This window comes from Pseudomonas versuta (assembly GCF_001294575.1).
Taxonomy (GTDB): domain Bacteria; phylum Pseudomonadota; class Gammaproteobacteria; order Pseudomonadales; family Pseudomonadaceae; genus Aquipseudomonas; species Aquipseudomonas versuta.
Map to the genome: position 1 here is coordinate 3,736,723 of NZ_CP012676.1, position 21,731 is coordinate 3,758,453.

Annotated in this window: 19 protein-coding genes; 4 read left to right on the plus strand and 15 right to left on the minus strand. The window is 55.3% G+C overall.

All coding sequences use genetic code 11. The features are described from left to right. Positions 1-46: 46 nt before the first annotated feature. From glmM to rlmE, 4 genes are all read right to left on the minus strand, one after another. A complete protein-coding gene (glmM, locus tag AOC04_RS16815; protein ID WP_060695314.1) occupies positions 47-1,384 on the minus strand; it encodes a phosphoglucosamine mutase in 1,338 nt (445 codons plus the stop codon). A 16-nt stretch (positions 1,385-1,400) separates the two neighbouring features. Further along, entirely contained in the window at positions 1,401-2,252 is an 852-nt protein-coding gene (gene folP / locus AOC04_RS16820; protein ID WP_060695316.1) for a dihydropteroate synthase, read from the minus strand. Between the two features lie 8 nt (positions 2,253-2,260). Continuing rightward, complete coding sequence (gene ftsH, locus AOC04_RS16825; RefSeq protein WP_003439601.1) at positions 2,261-4,168, minus strand: ATP-dependent zinc metalloprotease FtsH; 1,908 nt, start codon at positions 4,166-4,168, stop codon at positions 2,261-2,263. 191 nt (positions 4,169-4,359) lie between these two features. Continuing rightward, complete coding sequence (rlmE, locus tag AOC04_RS16830) at positions 4,360-5,010, minus strand: 23S rRNA (uridine(2552)-2'-O)-methyltransferase RlmE (protein WP_060695318.1); 651 nt, start codon at positions 5,008-5,010, stop codon at positions 4,360-4,362. Positions 5,011-5,115: 105 nt separating this feature from the next. On the opposite strand from rlmE, the gene yhbY reads away from it, so the two are divergent. Further along, the gene (gene yhbY, locus AOC04_RS16835; protein ID WP_003439595.1) at positions 5,116-5,424 is read left to right on the plus strand and encodes a ribosome assembly RNA-binding protein YhbY; all 309 of its coding nucleotides are present in this window, start codon (positions 5,116-5,118) and stop codon (positions 5,422-5,424) included. 307 nt (positions 5,425-5,731) lie between these two features. On the opposite strand, the gene greA is transcribed toward yhbY, so the two are convergent. From greA to grpE, 7 genes are all read right to left on the minus strand, one after another. After that, complete coding sequence (gene greA / locus AOC04_RS16840; RefSeq protein WP_060695320.1) at positions 5,732-6,208, minus strand: transcription elongation factor GreA; 477 nt, start codon at positions 6,206-6,208, stop codon at positions 5,732-5,734. Further along, positions 6,205-9,426, minus strand: coding sequence for a carbamoyl-phosphate synthase large subunit (gene carB, locus AOC04_RS16845; protein WP_060695322.1), 3,222 nt, complete (start codon positions 9,424-9,426; stop codon positions 6,205-6,207). The genes greA and carB overlap by 4 nt, the downstream gene beginning before the upstream one ends. A 114-nt stretch (positions 9,427-9,540) precedes the next feature. Next, entirely contained in the window at positions 9,541-10,677 is a 1,137-nt protein-coding gene (gene carA / locus AOC04_RS16850; RefSeq protein WP_060695324.1) for a glutamine-hydrolyzing carbamoyl-phosphate synthase small subunit, read from the minus strand. A gap of 259 nt (positions 10,678-10,936) precedes the next feature. Further along, positions 10,937-11,743, minus strand: a complete 807-nt coding sequence (gene dapB, locus AOC04_RS16855) for a 4-hydroxy-tetrahydrodipicolinate reductase (protein WP_060695326.1) — start codon at positions 11,741-11,743, stop codon at positions 10,937-10,939. A 10-nt stretch (positions 11,744-11,753) separates the two neighbouring features. After that, the gene (gene dnaJ, locus AOC04_RS16860; protein WP_060695328.1) at positions 11,754-12,878 is read right to left on the minus strand and encodes a molecular chaperone DnaJ; all 1,125 of its coding nucleotides are present in this window, start codon (positions 12,876-12,878) and stop codon (positions 11,754-11,756) included. Positions 12,879-13,200: 322 nt separating this feature from the next. Continuing rightward, positions 13,201-15,111, minus strand: a complete 1,911-nt coding sequence (gene dnaK / locus AOC04_RS16865; protein WP_060695330.1) for a molecular chaperone DnaK — start codon at positions 15,109-15,111, stop codon at positions 13,201-13,203. 100 nt (positions 15,112-15,211) lie between these two features. Then, positions 15,212-15,778 carry a nucleotide exchange factor GrpE gene (gene grpE, locus AOC04_RS16870; RefSeq protein ID WP_060695332.1) on the minus strand — a complete coding sequence of 189 codons (567 nt, stop codon included), beginning with the start codon at positions 15,776-15,778 and terminating at the stop codon, positions 15,212-15,214. Between the two features lie 253 nt (positions 15,779-16,031). On the opposite strand from grpE, the gene recN reads away from it, so the two are divergent. Then, positions 16,032-17,714 (plus strand): DNA repair protein RecN, encoded by a 1,683-nt coding sequence (gene recN, locus AOC04_RS16875; RefSeq protein WP_060695333.1) that lies wholly within the window; start codon positions 16,032-16,034, stop codon positions 17,712-17,714. A 97-nt stretch (positions 17,715-17,811) separates the two neighbouring features. Here the strand turns inward: recN and fur are convergent, their stop codons facing one another. Beyond that, entirely contained in the window at positions 17,812-18,225 is a 414-nt protein-coding gene (gene fur, locus AOC04_RS16880; protein ID WP_003439580.1) for a ferric iron uptake transcriptional regulator, read from the minus strand. 97 nt (positions 18,226-18,322) lie between these two features. Between fur and AOC04_RS16885 the strand changes: the two genes are divergently transcribed. Then, positions 18,323-18,856 (plus strand): outer membrane protein assembly factor BamE, encoded by a 534-nt coding sequence (locus tag AOC04_RS16885; RefSeq protein WP_060695336.1) that lies wholly within the window; start codon positions 18,323-18,325, stop codon positions 18,854-18,856. Between the two features lie 57 nt (positions 18,857-18,913). Here AOC04_RS16885 and AOC04_RS16890 read toward each other — a convergent pair whose 3' ends face one another. From AOC04_RS16890 to AOC04_RS16900, 3 genes are read right to left on the minus strand one after another with little or no spacing between them, the layout of a single operon-like run. Then, a complete protein-coding gene (locus AOC04_RS16890; protein ID WP_060695339.1) occupies positions 18,914-19,231 on the minus strand; it encodes an RnfH family protein in 318 nt (105 codons plus the stop codon). After that, positions 19,224-19,658 (minus strand): type II toxin-antitoxin system RatA family toxin, encoded by a 435-nt coding sequence (locus AOC04_RS16895; RefSeq protein WP_060695342.1) that lies wholly within the window; start codon positions 19,656-19,658, stop codon positions 19,224-19,226. Before AOC04_RS16895 ends, AOC04_RS16890 begins: the two co-directional genes overlap by 8 nt. Positions 19,659-19,665: 7 nt before the next feature. After that, entirely contained in the window at positions 19,666-21,069 is a 1,404-nt protein-coding gene (locus AOC04_RS16900) for a sodium-dependent transporter (RefSeq protein WP_060695344.1), read from the minus strand. A 140-nt stretch (positions 21,070-21,209) separates the two neighbouring features. Here AOC04_RS16900 and smpB point away from each other — a divergent pair, with 140 nt between their 5' ends. Further along, positions 21,210-21,692, plus strand: coding sequence for an SsrA-binding protein SmpB (gene smpB / locus AOC04_RS16905; protein ID WP_003439570.1), 483 nt, complete (start codon positions 21,210-21,212; stop codon positions 21,690-21,692). Positions 21,693-21,731 lie beyond the last annotated feature (39 nt).

The window sequence follows — 21,731 nt, forward strand, 5'->3', positions numbered from 1 at the left end:
GTGGGCGCAGATGTTACCCAACCACATCCGCGCTGGCAAGTCGAATTCAGGCACAAACTTCACTTACTAGTTTTGCCAGCTCATCGGCATAGCCGCGAACCATATTTTCATCGTCACCTTCGACCATTACACGCACTAGAGGCTCAGTTCCCGATTTTCGCAGCAGTACACGCCCACGTCCTTTCATGGCCTCAGTGACTCGCACGCAAGCTTCTTTGACGGCCGGGTGCTCGACAGGATCAACACCACCACCAAACCGCACATTTACCAGCACCTGCGGGCATTTACGCAAAGCCTGACGCGCCTGGGCCAGACTATCGCCACGTCGACGCAACGCCAGCAGCACTTGCAGGGCAGCGATGATTGCATCACCCGTGGTCGTATGCTGGAAGCACACGATATGCCCCGAGTTCTCTCCGCCAACCTGCCAGTCGCGCTCTTGCAAGCCTGCAATCACATAGCGATCCCCGACATTGGCGCGAACGAACGGAATGCCCAGATCATCCAGGGCCAACTCAAGCCCCAGATTACTCATCAGCGTACCGACGACACCACCTTGCAACTTGCCACGCTCCTGCAAGTCGCGAGCAATGATGAACAGCAACTCATCGCCATCAACAATCGCACCTGTGTGATCGACCATCAAAACCCGATCGCCATCGCCATCAAACGCGATACCCAGGTCCGCACCCTCAGCCAGGACTGCAGCCTGCAACTGCCCCATATGGGTCGAGCCGCAATCATGATTGATGTTCAAACCATTAGGCTGAGCCGACAATACAGTGACCTGCGCGCCCAGTTCCTTGAAAACACTTGGCGCAACCTTGTAAGTCGCACCATGGGCGCAGTCGATAACAATTTTGAGGTCACTGAAGTTGGTACTGCTCGGCACACTGCTCTTGCAGAATTCGATATAGCGACCCGGCGCATCATTGATACGCGACACCTTTCCCAGCTTGTCCGATTCAACGACTGTCATCGGAGCATCCAGCAACTCCTCAATCATCAACTCGACATCATCAGGCAACTTGGTGCCATCCCCCGAGAAAAACTTGATACCGTTATCGTCATGGGGATTGTGCGAAGCACTGATCACGATGCCCGCCTCCGCATGGAAGGTACGCGTCAGATAAGCAATGGCTGGAGTAGGCATTGGCCCCAACAGCATCACATCGGCACCAGCCGCGGAAAGACCGGCCTCTAGCGCAGACTCAAACATATAGCCGGAAATGCGGGTGTCCTTGCCTACCAGGATGCGGCAAGCACCTTTGCTGCGAAACGCCATACCCGCCGCCCAACCCAGCTTGAGCATAAAGTCAGGGGTAATGGGATAAACGCCGACCCGACCACGAATACCGTCGGTGCCAAAATATTTCTTCGTCATAAGTGCTCCATCATTCTTAGTCGGCGGACTCTACCGCTGCGATCATCCGTACCACATCAACTGTTTCGGCAACGTCATGGACACGCAATATTCGCGCACCCTTGGTCACGGCAAGCGCTGCCAGAGCCAAACTGCCATAGAGGCGCTCCGCAACCGGCCGATTCAACGTCTGCCCTATCATGCTTTTACGCGAAACACCTACCAACAATGGTCGACCCAGCGCATACAGGGCCTCCATGTGCTTAAACAAACTCAGATTGTGCTGAAGTGTTTTTGCGAAGCCAAATCCCGGATCAAGCACGATGCGCTCAGCTGGAATCCCGGCAACTGCGCATTGAGCCATTCGTTCGGCAAGAAATGCTGAGACCTCACCAACCAGATCAGCGTAATGCGGATTATCCTGCATATCCCCGGGTTCTCCGAGCATATGCATCAGGCATACCGGCAGACCTGTAGCTGCAGCAGCCTGCAAGGCACCTTCGCGGCGCAATGAACGAACATCATTAATCAGGCCAGCACCAAGACGCGCAACCTCAGTCATGACGATTGGCGCGGATGTATCGACCGAGATAATGACATCAAGTTCACGACTGATGCGCTCGACAACAGGCGCCACCCGATCAAGCTCTTCTTGTGAGGAAACAACAGGAGCGCCAGGGCGAGTAGACTCACCTCCGACATCAATCAGAGTTGCACCCGCCAGAACCATAGCCTTCGCATGGCGCAAGGCCGCATCAACCGCAGCGAAGCGACCGCCATCAGAAAAGGAATCAGGGGTGACATTGAGAATACCCATCACGTGCGGATGGGCCAAATCAAGAACCCGGTTGCCGCAAGGCAACCGGGTTGAGGACTGAACAGAAGTCATTTCAAGCCTTATTGATCAGCAGCAGGACCGCCGATAGGTGTTTCTGGGCGTTCGGTCTTGTCCAGAGTTGGAGCCGTCGGAGTACCCGAACCACCACCTTCCCAGTCACGCGGTTCGCGTGGCGGACGACCAGCCATAATGTCGTCGATCTGATCGGCATCGATCGTCTCGTACTTCATCAAGGCGTCAGCCATAGCTTCCAGCTTGTCACGATTATCTGTCAGGATCTGCTTGGCAGTGCCATAGCACTGATCAATGATGCTGCGCACTTCGGAGTCGATCAGCTTGGCTGTCTCGCCCGAAACGCTCGAGCTCTGACCACCGCCACGCCCCAGATACGACTCTTCGTCTTCGGCATACATCAAAGGACCCAATTTCTCGGACAGGCCCCATTTGGTGACCATGTTCCGGGCAATCTGGCTCGCACGCATGATGTCGTTGGACGCACCAGTAGTCACGCCGTCAAAGCCCAAGGTCATCTCCTCGGCAATACGGCCGCCATATAGCGAGCAGATCTGACTGATCAGAGCACGCTTGGACAGGCTGTAACGATCCTCTTCTGGCAGGAACATGGTTACGCCCAATGCTCGACCACGAGGAATGATCGACACTTTGTAAACCGGGTCATGCTCTGGAACAACGCGACCGACAATTGCATGACCTGCTTCGTGATAAGCAGTATTGCGCTTTTCCTTGTCCGACATGACCATCGATTTGCGCTCTGCGCCCATCATGATTTTGTCTTTGGCCAGTTCAAACTCTTTCATTTCCACAACACGCTTACCGGTGCGCGCGGCAAACAAGGAAGCTTCGTTCACCAGGTTGGCCAGGTCAGCACCCGAAAAACCCGGAGTACCACGTGCAATAACGCCCGGCTGGACATCATCACCCATCGGCACTTTGCGCATGTGGACCTTGAGAATCTGCTCGCGACCACGAATATCCGGCAAACCAACCACGACCTGACGGTCAAAACGACCTGGACGCAGGAGCGCAGGGTCCAGCACGTCCGGGCGGTTAGTGGCGGCAATCACAATGATGCCGTCATTCATCTCAAAGCCGTCCATCTCAACCAGCAACTGGTTAAGGGTCTGCTCACGCTCATCATGACCGCCACCCATACCGTTACCACGGTGACGACCCACAGCATCAATTTCATCAATGAAGATAATGCACGGCGCGTGCTTTTTAGCCTGCTCAAACATGTCACGAACACGGCTGGCACCAACACCCACGAACATTTCAACGAAGTCCGAACCGGAAATCGTAAAAAACGGAACCTTGGCTTCACCAGCAATCGCCTTGGCGATCAAAGTTTTACCGGTCCCCGGCGGGCCAACCATCAGCACACCACGAGGGATTCGACCGCCCAGACGCTGAAACTTGCCAGGATCGCGGAGGAACTCAACCAGCTCACCCACTTCTTCCTTCGCTTCATCACAGCCGGCCACATCAGCCAGGGTCGTTTTGACTTGGTCTTCCGATAGCAGCCGCGCCTTGCTCTTGCCAAAGCTCATCGGCCCGCCTTTACCGCCGGCACCGCCCTGCATCTGACGCATGAAGAACATGAAGACAGCAATGATCACGAGAATCGGGAAGCTCGCTACGAGCAATTGAGTCCAGATGCTTTGCTGCTCAGGCAGCTTGCCCTCAACGGTCACATGGTTATCAACCAGATCACCGATCAAACCATTGTCCTGAATAGCCGGACGGATGGTTTTGAAGGAATCGCCATCACTGCGCTTGCCGGTAATCACGTAGCCATCCACGGCAACGCGTTCGACCTTGCCATCCTTAACTTGCTGGATGAAGTCGGAATAGTTGAGGGTTTGTGGCTCGTTTGGACTGGAGAAGTTGTTCATCACTGTCACCAAGACAGCTGCGATGATCAACCACAGGATCAGATTCTTTGCCATATCGTTCAATTAGCTACCCTCTGAAGCAAGCCCCGCTACTGAAGCGTGCTTCGCATGATATTCACCGGCATAACTTACTACATTGCCTACAACCCTTGCAGGCTCCGTCTGTAACCCTTTGTGAAACTTTGACTACACAATATTCTTTATGCACGATCTGTAAAGCGATACAAAAAAACCTATCGCCCTTGTCATAAACGCTCATCACTGGCTGAACCAGAGATGCCACGGAAGCCGCGCCCCAACAAATACTGCTCGCGGGATCTATCTCTCGAAGAAGACGGCTTGCGCATCTGCACCTTGTCGAACAGCTTTCGAATGTCTTTATGGTACTCATCGAAGCCTTCACCCTGGAAGACCTTGATCAAGAAGTCACCACCCGGTCGCAATACACGTCCGGCAAGATCCAGAGCCAGTTCGCAGAGGAACATCGCACGCGGCATGTCAACGGCTGCCAATCCACTCATATTGGGGGCCATATCTGAAATCACAAGGTCTACCTGCGTATTTCCGACTGCCTCAAGAATCTGAGCGAGCACATGATCTTCGGTGAAGTCACCCTGAATGAAGGTCACATCAGGAATGCTGTCCATCTCAAGGATGTCAGAAGCGATCAGTCGCCCCTGACCACCGATCAGACGACTGGTAACCTGCGACCAGCCACCCGGGGCGGCCCCCAGATCAATAACGGTCATGCCGGGACGGATAATCCGGTCCCGCTCTTGAATCTCGAGCAACTTGTAGCTCGCACGCGAACGATACCCATCTTTTTGCGCCATTTTGACGTATGGATCGTTGAAATGCTCTTTCAGCCAGTTAAGGCTAGTCTTGGAACGGGCCACGGGCCACCTCAAAAAATAAACGGGTCGTGATTAACTGGGCGGTCCCGGACTCGCTCGGGTAAACTGGCCGCCGCTTTTTACAAGATCAGACACAGGGGTCAGATTATGCCGCTCACTCAAGAGCAGAAGAAACAGTACAAATCCATTGGCCACCATCTGAAACCAGTATTGACTGTGGCTGATAATGGTTTGACTGAGGGTGTTTTAGCCGAACTCGAACGCGCATTGGGCGATCACGAGCTGATTAAAATCAAAGTCAACATCCTGGATCGCGAATCCCGCCTGGAGGCCATTGCAGAGTTGTGCAAGGCCGGCAAAGCGGAGTTGGTACAGGTTATCGGCAAAATGGCGCTTCTTTACCGCAAGAACGTCAACGTTAACAAGCAACTGTCGAACATCCATCGTTTCAAGTGATGCCGACAAGGGTCAAGGGTGCGCTCTGCGCACCCTGACACTCTTGCCTGATCAATAGCGATAACTGCCCGCGCAACGCATCAGGCAGCCAGTTCCACCCCACGCAATAAATCCCGCCAGCAGACAACATCAAGCAGCACTTGCCGAATTCCAGCCACAACCATGCTCGATGTATCGATCAACGACGGCGCCAACGCGTATCGCCCGGCACCGGTAAAAAAATCTGATTACAACATGCGCAACCGCCGACCCGGACATCCGGGCCAGCCGCCAACGCAGTGCGCCCGCACGAAGCGGGCGCCTTTTCTCAGATGTGACGTACTTCGACGATCTCGTACTCAATGACGCCGCCCGGTGTTTTCACCGCAACCACATCACCTTCTTCCTTGGCAATCAAGGCGCGAGCAAGTGGCGAACCTACGGAGATTTTTCCGAGTTTGAAATCAGCCTCATCCTCACCAACGATCTGATACGTCACGCGCTCGTCAGTTTCAACGTTCGCGATCTCGACCGTCGTGCCGAAAATCACCTTGCCGGTATGAGGAATAGCCACCACATCAATAACCACTGCGTTCTGCAGACGGCCTTCGATGTCACGAATACGGGCCTCAGACATACCCTGCAGCTCACGAGCGGCATGGTATTCAGCGTTTTCTTTGAGGTCGCCCAGCTCGCGCGCTGTACCAATTTCCTTGCTCAGCTTTGGCCGAACAACCTTGGTCAGGTGCGCAAGCTCTTCTTCCAGGGCTTTATGACCCTGAACCGTCATTGGGTATTTGATCATGCCTTCAATCCTGCGTGTAGATCCTGCAAGCTGCGTACGGTTTTTTCAGGACCGAACTTGAGCGCTTCACAGATCGCTTCGCCAGCAGCAATAGTCGTGGTGCAGTAGATCTTGTGCTGCAGAGCGTTGCGGCGAATGGAGTAAGAGTCAGCAATCGACTGACGACCTTCGGTCGTGTTGATGATCAGGCTGACTTCATCATTTTTGATCATATCGACAACGTGTGGACGACCTTCGGTCACCTTGTTCACGCGGCGCACTTTCAGACCCGCAGCCTCAATGAACTTGGCAGTGCCAACGGTCGAAACAATCTCAAAACCCAGGCTGATCAGATCACGTGCAACACCCGCCACCAAAGGTTTGTCATCGTCACGTACGCTGATGAACGCAGTACCACCGGTAGGTAGCACTTCGCTGGCACCCATTTGAGCTTTGGCAAAAGCTTCACCGAAGGTATCGCCAACGCCCATCACTTCGCCGGTGGACTTCATTTCCGGGCCGAGGATCGGGTCAACACCCGGGAATTTGGCGAACGGGAAGACCGCTTCTTTTACGCTGTAGAAGTTAGGAATGATTTCTTTAGTGAAACCGATTTCCTTCAGGGTTTTACCAGCCATCACGCGCGCCGCGATCATCGCCAGGGAAACACCGATGCACTTGGATACGAAAGGAACAGTACGCGAAGCACGCGGGTTCACTTCGATCACGTAGATATCTTCGCCCTGCAGAGCAAGCTGCACGTTCATCAGGCCGACAACGCCCAACTCCAGAGCCATCTTCTTGACCTGTTCGCGCATCTCGTCCTGGATATGCAGCGGCAACGAGTACGGTGGCAACGAGCATGCGGAGTCACCGGAGTGAACACCAGCCTGCTCAATGTGCTGCATGATCGCGCCGATCACTACGTCAGTACCGTCACAGACGGCGTCCACGTCCATTTCGATGGCACAGTTCAGGAAGTGATCCAGCAGCACCGGGCTGTCGTTGGACACTTTCACCGCATCACGCAGGTAACGCTTGAGCTCGTCTTCTTCGTAAACGATTTCCATCGCCCGGCCGCCCAACACGTAGGAAGGACGAACCACCAGCGGGTAACCAATCTTGGTTGCTGCACGAATAGCTTCATCTTCGCTGCGCACAGTGGCGTTTGGCGGCTGACGCAGATTCAGACGCTCAACCATTTGCTGGAAGCGCTCACGGTCTTCAGCACGATCGATAGCGTCAGGGCTGGTACCAATGATCGGCACGCCTGCTTCTTCCAGTGCACGAGCCAGCTTCAACGGGGTCTGGCCGCCGTACTGCACGATCACGCCTTTTGGCTTCTCGACACGTACGATTTCCAGCACGTCTTCCAGAGTCACGGACTCGAAATACAGGCGATCAGAGGTGTCGTAGTCAGTGGAAACAGTTTCCGGGTTGCAGTTGACCATGATCGTTTCGTAACCATCGGCACGCAACGCCAGTGCAGCGTGAACGCAGCAGTAGTCGAACTCGATACCCTGGCCAATACGGTTCGGACCGCCACCCAGGATCATGATCTTGTCACGATCCGAAGGGTTGGCCTCACACTCTTCCTCGTAGGTCGAGTACATGTAAGCCGTGTCGGTAGCAAACTCGGCGGCGCAGGTGTCAACGCGCTTGTAAACCGGGAACACTTCCAGCTTGTGACGATGGCGACGCAGGTTTTTCTCGGTCACACCCAGCAGTACAGCCAGACGTGCGTCAGAGAAGCCCTTGCGCTTGAGGCGATACATCGCATCGCGGTCAATTGAAGACAGGGCCATGGTCTTGATTTTCTCTTCGTCCTTGATCAGATCTTCGATCTGTACCAGGAACCAAGGGTCAATCATGTTCATGCCGAAGATATCTTCTACGGTCATGCCGGCGCGGAATGCATCCGCCACGTACCAGATACGCTCGGCGCCAGGCACTGTCAGCTCGCGCTTGAGCACTGCCATGCTTTCCGGGTTGCTCAGGTCGAGCTTTGGATCAAGGCCGCTTACACCCACTTCCAGACCGCGAAGGGCTTTTTGCAAGGATTCCTGGAAAGTCCGGCCAATGGCCATAACTTCACCAACCGACTTCATCTGAGTCGTGAGGCGCGCATCGGCCTTAGGGAATTTTTCGAAAGCAAAGCGCGGCAGCTTGGTCACAACGTAGTCGATGGACGGCTCGAAGGACGCCGGAGTAGCGCCGCCGGTGATTTCGTTCTGCAACTCATCCAGGGTGTAACCGATCGCCAGCTTGGCAGCGATACGCGCAATCGGAAAACCGGTGGCTTTCGAAGCCAGCGCCGAAGAACGCGAAACACGCGGGTTCATCTCGATCACAACCATACGGCCAGTGTCCGGGCAAATGCCGAACTGAACGTTGGAGCCACCGGTCTCAACGCCGATCTCACGCAGTACCGCCAGCGAGGCGTTACGCATGATCTGGTATTCCTTGTCCGTCAGTGTCTGTGCCGGAGCAACGGTGATCGAGTCGCCGGTGTGCACGCCCATCGGGTCGAAGTTTTCGATCGAGCAAACGATGATGCAGTTGTCCTTCTTATCGCGGACAACCTCCATCTCGTACTCTTTCCAGCCGATCAGGGACTCGTCGATCAGCAGTTCTTTGGTCGGCGACAAGTCGAGACCACGGGCGCAGATTTCTTCGAACTCTTCACGGTTGTAAGCAATACCGCCACCGGTGCCGCCCATGGTGAAGGAAGGACGAATGATGCACGGGAAGCCGAGCTTCTCGAGAACCGCATTGGCCTCTTCCATGCTGTGGGCGATACCGGAGCGCGGGCAATCCAGGCCGATGGACTTCATCGCCTTGTCAAAACGCGAACGGTCTTCAGCCTTGTCGATAGTGTCGGCATTGGCGCCGATCATTTCTACGCCGAACTTCTCCAGAACGCCTTCACGCTCCAGATCCAGTGCGCAGTTCAGAGCAGTCTGGCCGCCCATTGTCGGCAGAAGAGCGTCCGGACGCTCTTTTTCAATGATCTTGGCAACAGTCTGCCATTTGATCGGCTCGATGTAGGTCGCGTCGGCCATGTCCGGGTCGGTCATGATGGTGGCCGGGTTAGAGTTCACCAGGATGACGCGATAGCCTTCCTCGCGCAGAGCCTTGCAGGCCTGGGCGCCGGAGTAGTCGAATTCACACGCCTGGCCGATAACAATCGGGCCAGCGCCGAGAATCAGGATGCTTTTAATGTCTGTACGTTTTGGCATGGGTTTGTCACTCAAATCCGCAGGTCAGTCGGCAAGCTGTCGATCAAGTCTCTGAAACACCCAAGGGGCCGCCGGAGTACGGGGCCGCCATTGGGCACTACAACTAGAGGATGATCAGCGGCGCTTGGCCATCTCATTGATGAAGCGATCGAACAGCGGTGCTACGTCGTTCGGGCCAGGGCTGGCTTCAGGGTGGCCCTGGAAGCTGAAAGCGCTCTTGTCGGTCAACTCGATACCTTGCAAGGTGCCGTCAAACAGCGACTTGTGGATCGCACGCACGTTGGCAGGCAAAGTCGCTTCATCAACCGCAAAACCGTGGTTCTGACTGGTGATCATCACTACGCCCGTGTCCAGATCCTGAACCGGGTGGTTCGCACCGTGGTGGCCGTGACCCATTTTCACAGTCTTGGCGCCAGACGCCAGAGCCAGCAACTGGTGACCCAGGCAGATACCGAATACCGGAATTTCGGTTTTCAGCACTTCCTGAATGGCCGTGATTGCGTAGTCGCATGGCTCGGGATCGCCTGGGCCGTTGGACAGGAACACGCCATCCGGATTCAGTGCCAGCACGTCGCTGGCCGGAGTTTGTGCCGGCACAACAGTTACGCGGCAGCCACGCTCAACCAACATGCGCAAGATGTTCCACTTTACGCCGTAGTCGTAAGCAACGACGTGATAAGGCAGCTCGGACGCTTCAATGGTCGGATGGCTGTCGGTGGCCAGGTTCCAGACACTGGAGCGCCACTCGTAAGCCTTATCGGTGCTGACAACCTTCGCCAGATCCATGCCTTTAAGGCCCGGGAAGCCACGCGCAGCAGCAATGGCAGCTTCGTCAGAAATGTTGTCACCGGCCATGATGCAGCCGTTCTGAGCACCTTTCTCACGCAAAATGCGGGTCAGGCGACGGGTATCGATTCCTGCGATAGCCACAACGTTATTGGCTTTCAAGTAGTCAGAAAGAGACATCTTGTTGCGCCAGTTGCTCGCAACCAACGGCAGATCACGAATAACCAGACCTGCGGACCAGACGCGATCAGACTCGGCATCTTCCGGTGTAGTACCGGTATTGCCAACATGCGGGTAAGTCAGGGTCACGATTTGCTGAGCGTAGGATGGATCCGTCAAGATCTCCTGGTAGCCAGTCATTGCGGTGTTAAACACCACCTCTCCAACGGTCTGACCGTCGGCTCCAATGGCTTCGCCGCGAAAAATGCTGCCATCAGCGAGGGCGAGTATGGCTTGCTTAGTCAAGAAGACCTCCCGTAAATAAAGCCTGAAAGGGCGATCGCAGGTTGTAAAAAAGCGGAGTGACGTATGGACACGTCACCCCGCTTCTTCATCGAATTATCTGCGCGCTTTTAGTGGACACACTAAAGCTGTAGCTTACAGAAAAAGGCTTTTTTGGTCTACCGCTAAAGAGCCTAAAAGGCAGAGGAATGCGACAGGACATCGCTTAGCGGTTAAAAATCAGGCTGCTGGTGCGCCCACAGCCTGATTTTACAGAGACAACTCAGCGCAGGTCGAGCACATCCTGCATGTCATACAGCCCGGCCTCGCGCCCATCGAGCCAAAGCGCTGCACGAACGGCGCCCTTGGCGAAGGTCATGCGACTGGATGCCTTGTGGGTGATTTCAAGACGCTCACCCTCGGCAGCAAACAGAACCGTATGATCCCCCACCACATCACCGCCACGAACCGTCGCAAAGCCGATGGTCTCGCGATCGCGGGCACCGGTGTGGCCTTCACGCCCGTAGACCGCTACCTTTTGCAGATCACGCCCCAACGCATCGGCAATCACTTCACCCATACGCAACGCAGTACCCGAAGGCGCATCAATCTTGTGCCGGTGATGCGCCTCGATGATTTCGATATCAGCATCATCGCCCATCACCCGGGCTGCCATATCAAGCAACTTGAGCGACAGGTTGACGCCAACACTGAAATTGGCCGCAAAAACAATTGGAATATCTTTACCGGCTTCAACCAGCAATTGTTTTTGCCCTGCATTGAGCCCCGTAGTACCGATGACCATGGCCTTGCCCGATGTGCGGCAAATCTCCAGGTTTTTCAGCATCACTTCGGGAAGCGTGAAATCTATCAACACATCGAAGTCTTCAACGACAGCCAGCAGATCTGCAGACAACGGCACGCCGATACGACCCAACGCTGCAAGCTCGCCAGCATCAGCGCCGATCAACGAGCTGCCCGGACGAACGATTGCCGCTGTCAGCCCGGACAGCGGCGAACGCTGCTGTACCGCATCGACCAACGTCTTGCCCATGCGCCCAGCAGCGCCCATCACAGCTATACGTCGCATGCCCCGCTCCTTACAAGTCGCCGAAGAAGCGCTTCACGCCTTCGAACCAGCCCGTTGCGTTCGGCGAGTGACTGCTATCGCCTTCAAGGGTCGAGCGAAACTCTTCCATCAACTCACGCTGACGTCGGCTCAACTTCACCGGAGTCTCAATCACCACACGGCACATCAGGTCGCCAGCACCACCACCGCGCACCGGCGCCACGCCTTTGCCACGCAGTCTGAACTGCTTGCCGGTTTGAGTACCCTCGGGGATTTTCAACTTTACACGGCCATCAAGGGTCGGCACCTCAAGCTCGGCACCCAATGCAGCATCAGCAAAGTTGATCGGCACTTCACAAAACAGATGCTTGCCATCGCGCTGGAAAATCGCGTGCTCACGCACCTCGATCACCACATACAGATCGCCAGCAGGACCGCCCTGCACCCCAGCCTCGCCTTCGCCCGAAAGACGAATGCGGTCGCCCGTATCAACACCCGCAGGCACTTTTACGGAAAGGGTTTTGTATTCTTCTACGCGGCCTTCGCCACGGCAGCTGTCGCACGGATCAGAAATGATCTTGCCCTGACCATGACAACGCGGACAGGTTTGCTGCACAGCAAAAAAGCCCTGCTGCATGCGCACCTGGCCAATACCGCCACAGGTCGTACAGGTAACCGGCGAAGAGCCCTTCTTGGCGCCAGAACCATCACATGGCTTGCAGTTGACCAGCGTCGGCACACGAATATTGACCGTGGTACCGCGTACAGCCTCTTCCAGATCAAGCTCCAGCGTGTAGCGCAAATCGCTACCGCGCTGAGCGCCGCCCCGGGAGCCACCACGACCACCGCCGAAGAAATCACTGAACACATCACCGAAGATATCGGAGAAGTTCTGCCCGCCAAAACCGGCACCGCCGCCACCCATTTGCGGATCAACACCGGCATGGCCGTATTGATCATAGGCGGCACGCTTGCTGGAGTCCGACAGAACCTCGTAAGCCTCGTTGGCTTCCTTGAACAGCTCTTCGGAAGCCTTGTCATCCGGATTGCGGTCCGGGTGGTGCTTCATTGCGAGGCGACGATAAGCCTTCTTCAACTCCACTTCAGTGGTAGTACGCTCAACACCCAATATTTCGTAATAATCGCGCTTTGCCATAATTCTTTGCACTCTCAAGGACGTTCGGCAAAACCCTCCCGAGCCTCGCCAAACCCGCCGGACCCCAGTAAAGACCAAGCCCGACTCACGTCTTTTTCAACGATATTGGTTTCTGATTAACAGCCAATGCATCGGCCAACAGGAGCGGTTACAGCCGACCGGAAACAAAAAAGATCCGGACTCCAACCGCAAGCATTCGACCTTGTCGCATGCTGTAAAAATTCCTCTACTCCAGACACGCCAACGCGGGAGCAAGCTCCCGCGCGGCGACATCCTACCAGTCACCGCTAATGCACGGTCAACCGGCCGACCAACAAGCTAATTACTTGTTGTCTTTTACTTCTTCGAACTCAGCGTCGACAACGTCGTCACCCTTGGTTTCTTCAGGTTTGGCCGCTGCGTCTGCCGGGTTAGCTTGCTCGGCGTACATTTTCTGTGCGACCGGAGCAGACACCTTGGACAGCTCTTCAACCTTGGCTTCGATAGCAGCTTTGTCATCGCCTTTAACAGCGGCTTCAAGTGCAACTACTGCAGCTTCGATTGCAACTTTCTCTTCTGCGGTCACTTTATCGCCAGCATCAGCGATCATTTTACGAGTCGAGTGAACCAGTGCGTCGCCCTGGTTACGTGCAGCTGCCAGCTCTTCGAACTTGCGGTCTTCTTCAGCGTTGACTTCAGCGTCACGAACCATCTGAGCAATTTCTTCCTCGGACAGACCCGAGTTAGCCTTGATCACGATGGACTGAGACTTGCCAGTCGCCTTGTCTTTCGCGCTAACGTTCAAGATGCCGTTGGCATCGATGTCGAAGGTCACTTCGATCTGAGGCACGCCACGTGGAGCAGGTGGAATGTCAGCCAGGTCGAATTTACCCAACGACTTGTTCTGGGCAGCTTGCTTACGCTCGCCTTGCAGAACGTGAATGGTCACAGCGCCCTGGTTGTCGTCAGCTGTCGAGAACACTTGCGATTTCTTGGTAGGAATCGTGGTGTTTTTCTCGATCAGAGCAGTCATTACGCCGCCCATGGTTTCGATACCCAGAGTCAGCGGGCTCACGTCCAGCAACAGAACGTCTTTTACATCACCAGCCAATACCGCGCCCTGGATAGCAGCACCCATTGCAACTGCTTCGTCAGGGTTCACGTCTTTACGTGCTTCCTTGCCGAAGAACTCGGTAACCATTTTCTGAACCAGTGGCATACGGGTCTGACCACCGACCAGAATCACGTCGTTGATCGCGCCAACTTCAATGCCGGCATCTTTCAGAGCGATGCGGCAAGGCTCGATGGTGCGCTGAACCAGATCTTCAACCAGCGATTCCAGCTTGGCGCGCGAGATTTTCACGTTCAAGTGCTTAGGACCGGTGGCATCTGCAGTGATGTAAGGCAGATTCACATCAGTCGACTGGCTCGAAGACAGTTCGATCTTGGCTTTTTCAGCAGCTTCTTTCAGACGCTGCATCGCCAGCGGGTCACCCTTGAGGTTCATGCCGCTTTCTTTCTTGAACTCGTCAACCAGGTAGTCGATCAGACGGATATCAAAGTCTTCACCACCCAGGAACGTGTCGCCGTTGGTTGCCAACACTTCAAACTGGTGCTCGCCATCAACTTCGGCAATTTCGATTACCGACACGTCGAAAGTACCGCCACCCAAGTCATAAACGATGACAGTGTGGTCGCCTTTCGCTTTGTCCATACCATATGCCAGAGCAGCAGCAGTTGGTTCGTTGATGATGCGTTTTACGTCCAGACCCGCGATACGGCCGGCATCTTTGGTAGCCTGACGCTGGCTGTCGTTGAAGTAGGCCGGAACGGTGATAACCGCTTCAGTCACTGGCTCGCCGAGATAGTCTTCGGCGGTTTTCTTCATTTTCTTCAGAATTTCAGCCGAGATTTGTGGCGGAGCCATTTTCTGGCCGTTCACTTCAACCCAGGCATCGCCGTTATCAGCCTTGACGATTTTGTAAGGCACCATCTGAATGTCTTTCTGTACAACTTCTTCGTCAAAACGACGACCGATCAGACGCTTCACCGCGTACAGGGTGTTATGCGGATTGGTCACTGCCTGACGCTTGGCCGACTGGCCAACCAGAATTTCGCCATCGTTGGCGTACGCAACGATCGACGGCGTAGTACGCGCGCCTTCTGCGTTTTCGATAACTTTTGCTTTACCGTTTTCCAGAACCGAAACACACGAGTTGGTGGTCCCGAGGTCAATACCGATAATTCTGCCCATGTTTACTCTCCCTAAATTTGAATTTTTTTGCCGCAGCAGTAATGACCAACTGCGGCATTACTTAACGCTTGACTTCTAAATGGGGGCCTTGCGGCCGATTTCAAGCCTGCTCGTCAATCGATGGCGAAACCGGCGCTGGAGCCTTGCTGACTACGACCATAGCCGGGCGCAGCAAGCGCCCATTGAGCTGATAACCTTTTTGAAACACCTTGAGCACACTGTTTGGCTCCAGGTCAGCGCTTTCCTGCATGGCCATCGCTTGGTGGTGCTCGGCATTGAAGGGTTCGCCGTGCGGATCGATAGCTTCAAGGTGATAACGTTTCAGGGTGTCCTGGAACATTTTCAGGGTCAGCTCGATCCCTTCACGCATTGGACGAATGCTTTCATCATCCGGATTCGACAGCTCAAGGCCGCGCTCCAGACTGTCCATCACCGGCAACAGGTCACCAGCAAATTTTTCCAATGCAAATTTGTGTGCTTTTTCAACGTCCTGTTCTGCACGGCGGCGAACGTTCTGTAGATCGGCAGCTACGCGCAAAGCCTGATCATTAGCGGCTGCCAGCTGCTCTTCAAGCACTTGCACGCGGGCTACCAGATCTTCGCTTCCAGCATCCGCGGCCTGACTAGCGTCTTGGTTCTGCGTATCCATAGTCTGTTCGTCTGCCATAGATTTCTCCTTTCAAACTTTGTCCGCGAGCTCGACTCGCGCTTCTGCCAAGGTATATGGGGTCGCAATTTTCAGGTTCAAGAGCCAAAAAGCAGTAAGTGTGGTCTTTAGCCACGCGCGAAAGCCCCCGATGCACAATCAAAACGACCTAAAAAAACAAAACCACCAAGCAAATCGGACTAAACGAAGGCATTGTCAGCACGAAACAAAACACTGTATAAATAACCAGACATTACGTTTTGGAGCAGCTCCTATGCTGGTGCACCTGTCCGTACATAACTACGCCATCGTTGAACATCTCGATCTTGAACTGGATCGCGGGATGAGTGTAATCACTGGCGAGACCGGTGCCGGTAAATCGATCATGCTCGATGCGCTGGGCCTTACCTTGGGTGACCGCGCCGACAGTGGAGTAGTTCGCCCGGGTGCCGAAAAAGCCGACATTCTGGCCACCTTCGATCTACAGGACATTCCAGAAGCACGCACCTGGCTCGCAGAACGCGACCTGGACGTCGATGGACCGTGCATCCTGCGCCGCGTGATTACGGCCGAAGGACGCTCACGCGGCTATATCAATGGCACGCCCTGCCCTCAAGGCGACCTGAAAGCACTGGGTGAACTTTTAATTGATATCCACAGCCAGCACGAGCACCAGTCGCTGCTTAAACCCGACACACACCGGCGCCTTCTGGACGAATATGCTGGCGCTACCGATCTGGCCCGCCAGGTACAACTGGCCGCACAGCGCTGGCGCCAGACCCGTCAGGAACTGGAGCACCTGTCCAACTCCGGGGACGAGCAACGCGCACGCCATCAGCTATTGAGCTACCAGCTCGAAGAACTCGAAACGCTCTCACTGGGTGAAAACGAACTGGAAGAACTGGAGCAGGAACACAAAAACCTGACCAACGCTGAAACCCTGCTGACGATCTGCCGCCAAGTGGTTGAGCAATGCAGCGAAAACGACTCCGGCAATGTTCTTAATGCCCTGACAGTAAGTCTGAATCGCCTGTCGAGCATCAACAACAACTCTGGCTCATTGAGTGAAGCCACCGATCTACTGGCCAGTGCGCAAATTCAAGTCGAAGAGGCCGTGGGTGAACTTAATCGTTTCCTCGATCACTTTGATGCCGACCCGGGCCGCCTTCAGTACCTCGAAGAGCGACTGGACACCATCTACACCCTTGCGCGTAAACACCGCGTTCAGCCCAATGACGTTGCTGCCCTGCAACAACGACTACTGGAAGAGATCGAAACCCTCAATGCCAACGATGAGTCCATTGAGCGCCTGGGCAATGAGCTGGCCGCCTATTCCCGCCACTACCAGGAATGCGCACGCGCTCTGAGCGAGTTGCGCAGCCATGCAGCTACACGCCTTAGCAGTGCTGTAGAAGAAGAAATCCAGCGTCTGGGCATGCCCGGCGGTCGTTTCGTGATCGAACTGCGCGCGCAAAGCAGTACTGACCCTATGCCTCACGGCCTTGAACAAGTCGAGCTTCTGGTCAGCGCCAACCCCGGACAGCCACTGAAAGCGCTGGCTAAAGTTGCCTCTGGCGGCGAGTTGTCGCGCATCAGCCTGGCCATCCAGGTCATAACCGCTCAAACCTCGCGCGTTCCCACCCTCGTATTTGACGAAGTCGACGTGGGGATCGGCGGCCCGACTGCTGAAATCGTAGGCCAGCTGCTGCGCCGACTCGGCGAACGCGGCCAGGTGCTGACCGTGACTCACCTGCCGCAAGTGGCAGCACAATGCCACCAGCACCTTTTCGTGCACAAGGTTCGCGAGAGCGAGACCACACGTACGGCAGTATCGAAACTGAGTAAGAAGGAACGCGTAGAGGAAGTAGCGCGCATGCTCGGCGGCATCGACCTGACCAAAGAGTCACTGGCTCATGCCAAGAAAATGGTGGTCACTGCCAAGAATATGGCTGCTTAGCGACGAACGGCCACTTAAAATCAGTATTCAGATAGCACGAAGGCGACCCTGGGGGTCGCCTTCGTTCGTTTCGCGAACCGAAATTCGCGCGACATGCTTATTTAGTTTTCTTGCGTACGTACAGCACCAGATTGTGATCCACCAGCTCGACGCCATGTTTGGCGGCGATGGCATGTTGCAGTTTTTCAATATCTTCGTCGAAGAACTCGATCACTTCACCGCTGTCCACGTTGACCATATGGTCGTGGTGTCCACCGTCGGCATCGGCCAATTCAAAGACCGCATGACCGCCATCGAAATTATGGCGGATCACCAGCCCTGCGGACTCAAACTGCGTCAGTACACGGTAAACCGTGGCCAGACCGACGTCTTCGCCAGCTTGCATCAGCGCCTTGTAAACATCCTCGGCACTCATGTGACGCTGCTCGGCAGAGTCAAGCATTTGTAGAATCTTGACTCGTGGCAGAGTCACCTTAAGTCCGGCCTTACGTAGTTCGCTATTTTCAACCATGGTTAGCTTTCTCGCGGAAGCGCTTCGCAGCTTCTCTTAATACGGGTATGATCGGCGTTTACGTTGTCCCAGCCAAGATAGTGGAAGTCGCCCACCGATGCAAAACACCAAGCTCTTGCTAACCAGTTTCACCTTTGTGGGACTGCTCGCACTCGCCGGTTGTTCATTCCCCGGGGTTTACAAAATCGACATCCAGCAGGGCAATGTCGTCACGCAGGACATGATAAACCAGTTACGCCCGGGAATGACCCGCCGGCAAGTGCGGTTTATCATGGGCAACGCCCTGCTGACCGATACATTCCACCCGGATCGTTGGGATTATTTGTATAGCCTGCAACCCGGTGGCGGTGAACGCCAACAAGAACGCGTGAGCGTGTTCTTCAACGAAAACGACCAGCTCGTGAGCTTGTCAGGCGACTTCAAGCCTGGTGTCAGCCGCGACGAAGCAATTCTCGGCAAAGACGCTGCTACAGGGGTAACTGCCCCTCCAGCGCCAGAAACTGCGCCGAGCGAGAAGAGCGATGCCCCGCCCAAGCCAGGCTCGCTGCTCGATCAGATCCAGAAAGACGTCGATGGAGTCGAAACAGTTCCTGTGCCGACCCCAGCACCTCTGGATACAACCGAACAATAAGCGTTCGGCACAAAAAAGCCCGGCATGCCGGGCTTTTTGTTAACTGCCATAAAGTGACTAAAGCTGGCTCAGACGTTTAGCTTCTGCGGCTTTGGCTGCACGCTGGCGCCGAATCTCTTTAGGGTCAGCCAGTAACGCCCGGTAGATCTCAACCCTGTCACCGTCCTGCAGCACCTGGCTGGCTGGCGCGGCAACCTGCTTGCCGAAAACCCCCAGGGGACAATTCAGCAGATCCAGCTCAGGAAACTCGCTGTCGATACCCGACGCCAATACCGCTGCCCGCACCGTCGTGCCTTGCGGCACCGCCAAAGCAAGCAAACGCTGACGATCGACCGCCGCGTAGACGACCTCAATCTCAATCACCGGGTCAGCCATACAACTGCTTGGCGCGCTGGCAAAACGCATCGACCAACGTATTGGCTGCCTGATTGAACAAAGGCCCCAATGTCGCCTTCACAATCGCCCCGGCGTAATCAAAGGTCATATCCAGACTGATCTTGCAGGCTTTCTCGCCCAACGGCTTGAACACCCAAAGGCCGTGCAACTTGGTGAATGGCCCCTCTTCAAGATTCATCTCAATCGATTGCCCCGGCACCAGCGTATTACGCGTGACAAAGTGCTGGCTCAAACCGCCCTTGGCCACACCCAGACTGGCGCGCATCAGCACCTCGGTGCTTTCTAGGATCTCGGCCGAAGAACACCACGGCAAGAACTCCGGATAACGCGCAACATCGTTAACCAGGTCATAAAGAGCCTGCGCCGGATAAGGCAGCAAGGCAGAGCGTTGGATATGGGTAGTCATGTCAGCGTTACTTCCACAGCTGGGCGGCAAACACAATCAGAATGCCGAGTGGCGCCACATAGCGCATCAAGAAAAGAGTCAGAGTAAACATCACCGGGCTGCGCATCGACAATTCGTCGCGCACCGCGCCGCGCCCCATGATCCAGCCTGCAAAGACCACAAAGCACAGCCCACCTAAAGGCAGCATGATACGCGAGGTGAAGAAATCAACGACACCAAAGAAGTCCAGTCCGCTGGCAGCACCCCATTGGTAAAGGTGAAAGCCTGACTCTTCGCTCACAAAAAACTTGGCTTGCTTCCAGATATTGAACGAAAACACCGTACCCAACCCGACAAACCAGCATGTAAAGGCCAGCCAGAATGTCACCCAAAGGCGTCGAACCCTGGTTCGCTCAACCAGGTAAGCCACCATCGGCTCAAGCAACGAGATGGCCGAGCTCCAGGCTGCCACGGCGACCAGAACAAAAAACACCACCCCCATCAGCTGACCGAACGCTACGTTGCCAAAGGCAAACGGCAAGGTCACAAACATCAGGCCAGGGCCTTCGCTCGGATTCAAACCCGAAGCGAATACAATTGGAAACAATGCCAGCCCGGCCAGCAATGAGACAAACGTATCGATCAGTGCCACACCGACGACCGTCCCGGAAATCGACGCGTTCTTCGGCATATATGCGCCGTAGATCATGATAGAACCCACGCCCACACTCAGCGAAAAGAACGCATGGCCCATTGCTGCCAGCAAACCGTCGAGCACCCGGTCGGGATTGAAGTCGAACATGAAATGCACGCCTTCCATGAAGTGCCCGGTGGTCATGCTGTAACCCAGCAGCACCAGCAACAGCACAAACAGGATAGGCATCATGATCCGCAAGCTACGTTCAAGCCCCGCCACCACTCCCCTGGCAATCACAAACGCTGACAGAAGCATGAACGCCGTATGCCAGAACGTCAGCCTCCAAGGGTTGGATATCACGCCACCGAAGTAATCGCCCACCTGGTCAGCCGTCGCCCCCTGAAAGTCGCCCTTGCCCATATTGATGATGTAATCCAGCGACCAGCCACCGACCACACTATAAAAAGACAAAATCAGCAACGCGGTGATCATCCCGGCAAAAGCCCCCCACGACCAACGCCCGGAGTGACCCGCCTCAACCGCCAATACCTTCAAGGCATTCGCCGGACTGAGTCGCGCTCGCCGCCCGATGAGGGTTTCAGCCAGCATCACCGGCACACCAATCAGCGCGATACATGCCAGGAACACCAGCACAAAAGCGCCGCCGCCATAGACGCCAACCATGTACGGGAATTTCCAGATACTGCCCAAACCCACAGCAGAACCGGTCGCAGCGAAAATAAAGACCCAACGGCTTGCCCAACTGCCGTGGACAGAAACCTTGTCTGTCGACATCGTTACTACGCCCAACCACTAAAAAAAGAGGGCGCATTGTCCGGGAATCACCCTACGTGCTCAAGCACGGAGTCCTACGCGCACAAACTCGCAGGTTGGCCGTAGCCGACACGCTAGCAACTGCCTATAATGCCGGCCCTATGGCTAAACAGAAGAAACACCCCACAGGGACCATCGCGCAGAATAAAAAAGCGCGACACGATTACTTCATCGAACATCGGTTCGAGGCTGGTCTGGTCCTGGCCGGCTGGGAAGTAAAAAGTCTGCGTGCAGGCAAGGCACAGCTGGTCGACAGCTACGTGCTACTCAAGGACGGTGAAGCCTGGCTGCTTGGCAGCCATATTGCCCCCCTGACGACAGCCAGCACCCACGTCATTGCCGACCCTACGCGCAGCCGCAAACTGCTGCTTAACCAGCGCGAGCTGGAAAAGCTGTTTGCCGCGGTGCAGCAGAAGGGTTACGCCTGCGTCTGCCTCTCGCTTTACTGGAGCAAGCACTTGATCAAGTGCGAAATTGCCCTGGGTAAAGGCAAGAAGGAATACGACAAGCGTCATACCGAGCGTGAGCGTGACTCCGATCGCGAACTGCAGCGTGCAGTTCGCAACAAGGGCAAGGAAGACTAGACGTCCCTCCCCTGAGTATCTGCAGGAGCGAGCTTGCCT

Bases quoted from the DNA above. Each gene is read 5' to 3' on its own strand.
- glmM (WP_060695314.1), bottom strand. From the start codon at position 1,384: ATGACGAAGAAATATTTTGGCACCGACGGTATTCGTGGTCGGGTCGGC.
- folP (WP_060695316.1), bottom strand. From the start codon at position 2,252: ATGACTTCTGTTCAGTCCTCAACCCGGTTGCCTTGCGGCAACCGGGTT.
- ftsH (WP_003439601.1), bottom strand. From the start codon at position 4,168: ATGGCAAAGAATCTGATCCTGTGGTTGATCATCGCAGCTGTCTTGGTG.
- yhbY (WP_003439595.1), top strand. From the start codon at position 5,116: ATGCCGCTCACTCAAGAGCAGAAGAAACAGTACAAATCCATTGGCCAC.
- greA (WP_060695320.1), bottom strand. From the start codon at position 6,208: ATGATCAAATACCCAATGACGGTTCAGGGTCATAAAGCCCTGGAAGAA.
- carB (WP_060695322.1), bottom strand. From the start codon at position 9,426: ATGCCAAAACGTACAGACATTAAAAGCATCCTGATTCTCGGCGCTGGC.
- dapB (WP_060695326.1), bottom strand. From the start codon at position 11,743: ATGCGACGTATAGCTGTGATGGGCGCTGCTGGGCGCATGGGCAAGACG.
- dnaJ (WP_060695328.1), bottom strand. From the start codon at position 12,878: ATGGCAAAGCGCGATTATTACGAAATATTGGGTGTTGAGCGTACTACC.
- dnaK (WP_060695330.1), bottom strand. From the start codon at position 15,111: ATGGGCAGAATTATCGGTATTGACCTCGGGACCACCAACTCGTGTGTT.
- grpE (WP_060695332.1), bottom strand. From the start codon at position 15,778: ATGGCAGACGAACAGACTATGGATACGCAGAACCAAGACGCTAGTCAG.
- recN (WP_060695333.1), top strand. From the start codon at position 16,032: ATGCTGGTGCACCTGTCCGTACATAACTACGCCATCGTTGAACATCTC.
- fur (WP_003439580.1), bottom strand. From the start codon at position 18,225: ATGGTTGAAAATAGCGAACTACGTAAGGCCGGACTTAAGGTGACTCTG.
- AOC04_RS16885 (WP_060695336.1), top strand. From the start codon at position 18,323: ATGCAAAACACCAAGCTCTTGCTAACCAGTTTCACCTTTGTGGGACTG.
- AOC04_RS16890 (WP_060695339.1), bottom strand. From the start codon at position 19,231: ATGGCTGACCCGGTGATTGAGATTGAGGTCGTCTACGCGGCGGTCGAT.
- AOC04_RS16895 (WP_060695342.1), bottom strand. From the start codon at position 19,658: ATGACTACCCATATCCAACGCTCTGCCTTGCTGCCTTATCCGGCGCAG.
- AOC04_RS16900 (WP_060695344.1), bottom strand. From the start codon at position 21,069: ATGTCGACAGACAAGGTTTCTGTCCACGGCAGTTGGGCAAGCCGTTGG.
- smpB (WP_003439570.1), top strand. From the start codon at position 21,210: ATGGCTAAACAGAAGAAACACCCCACAGGGACCATCGCGCAGAATAAA.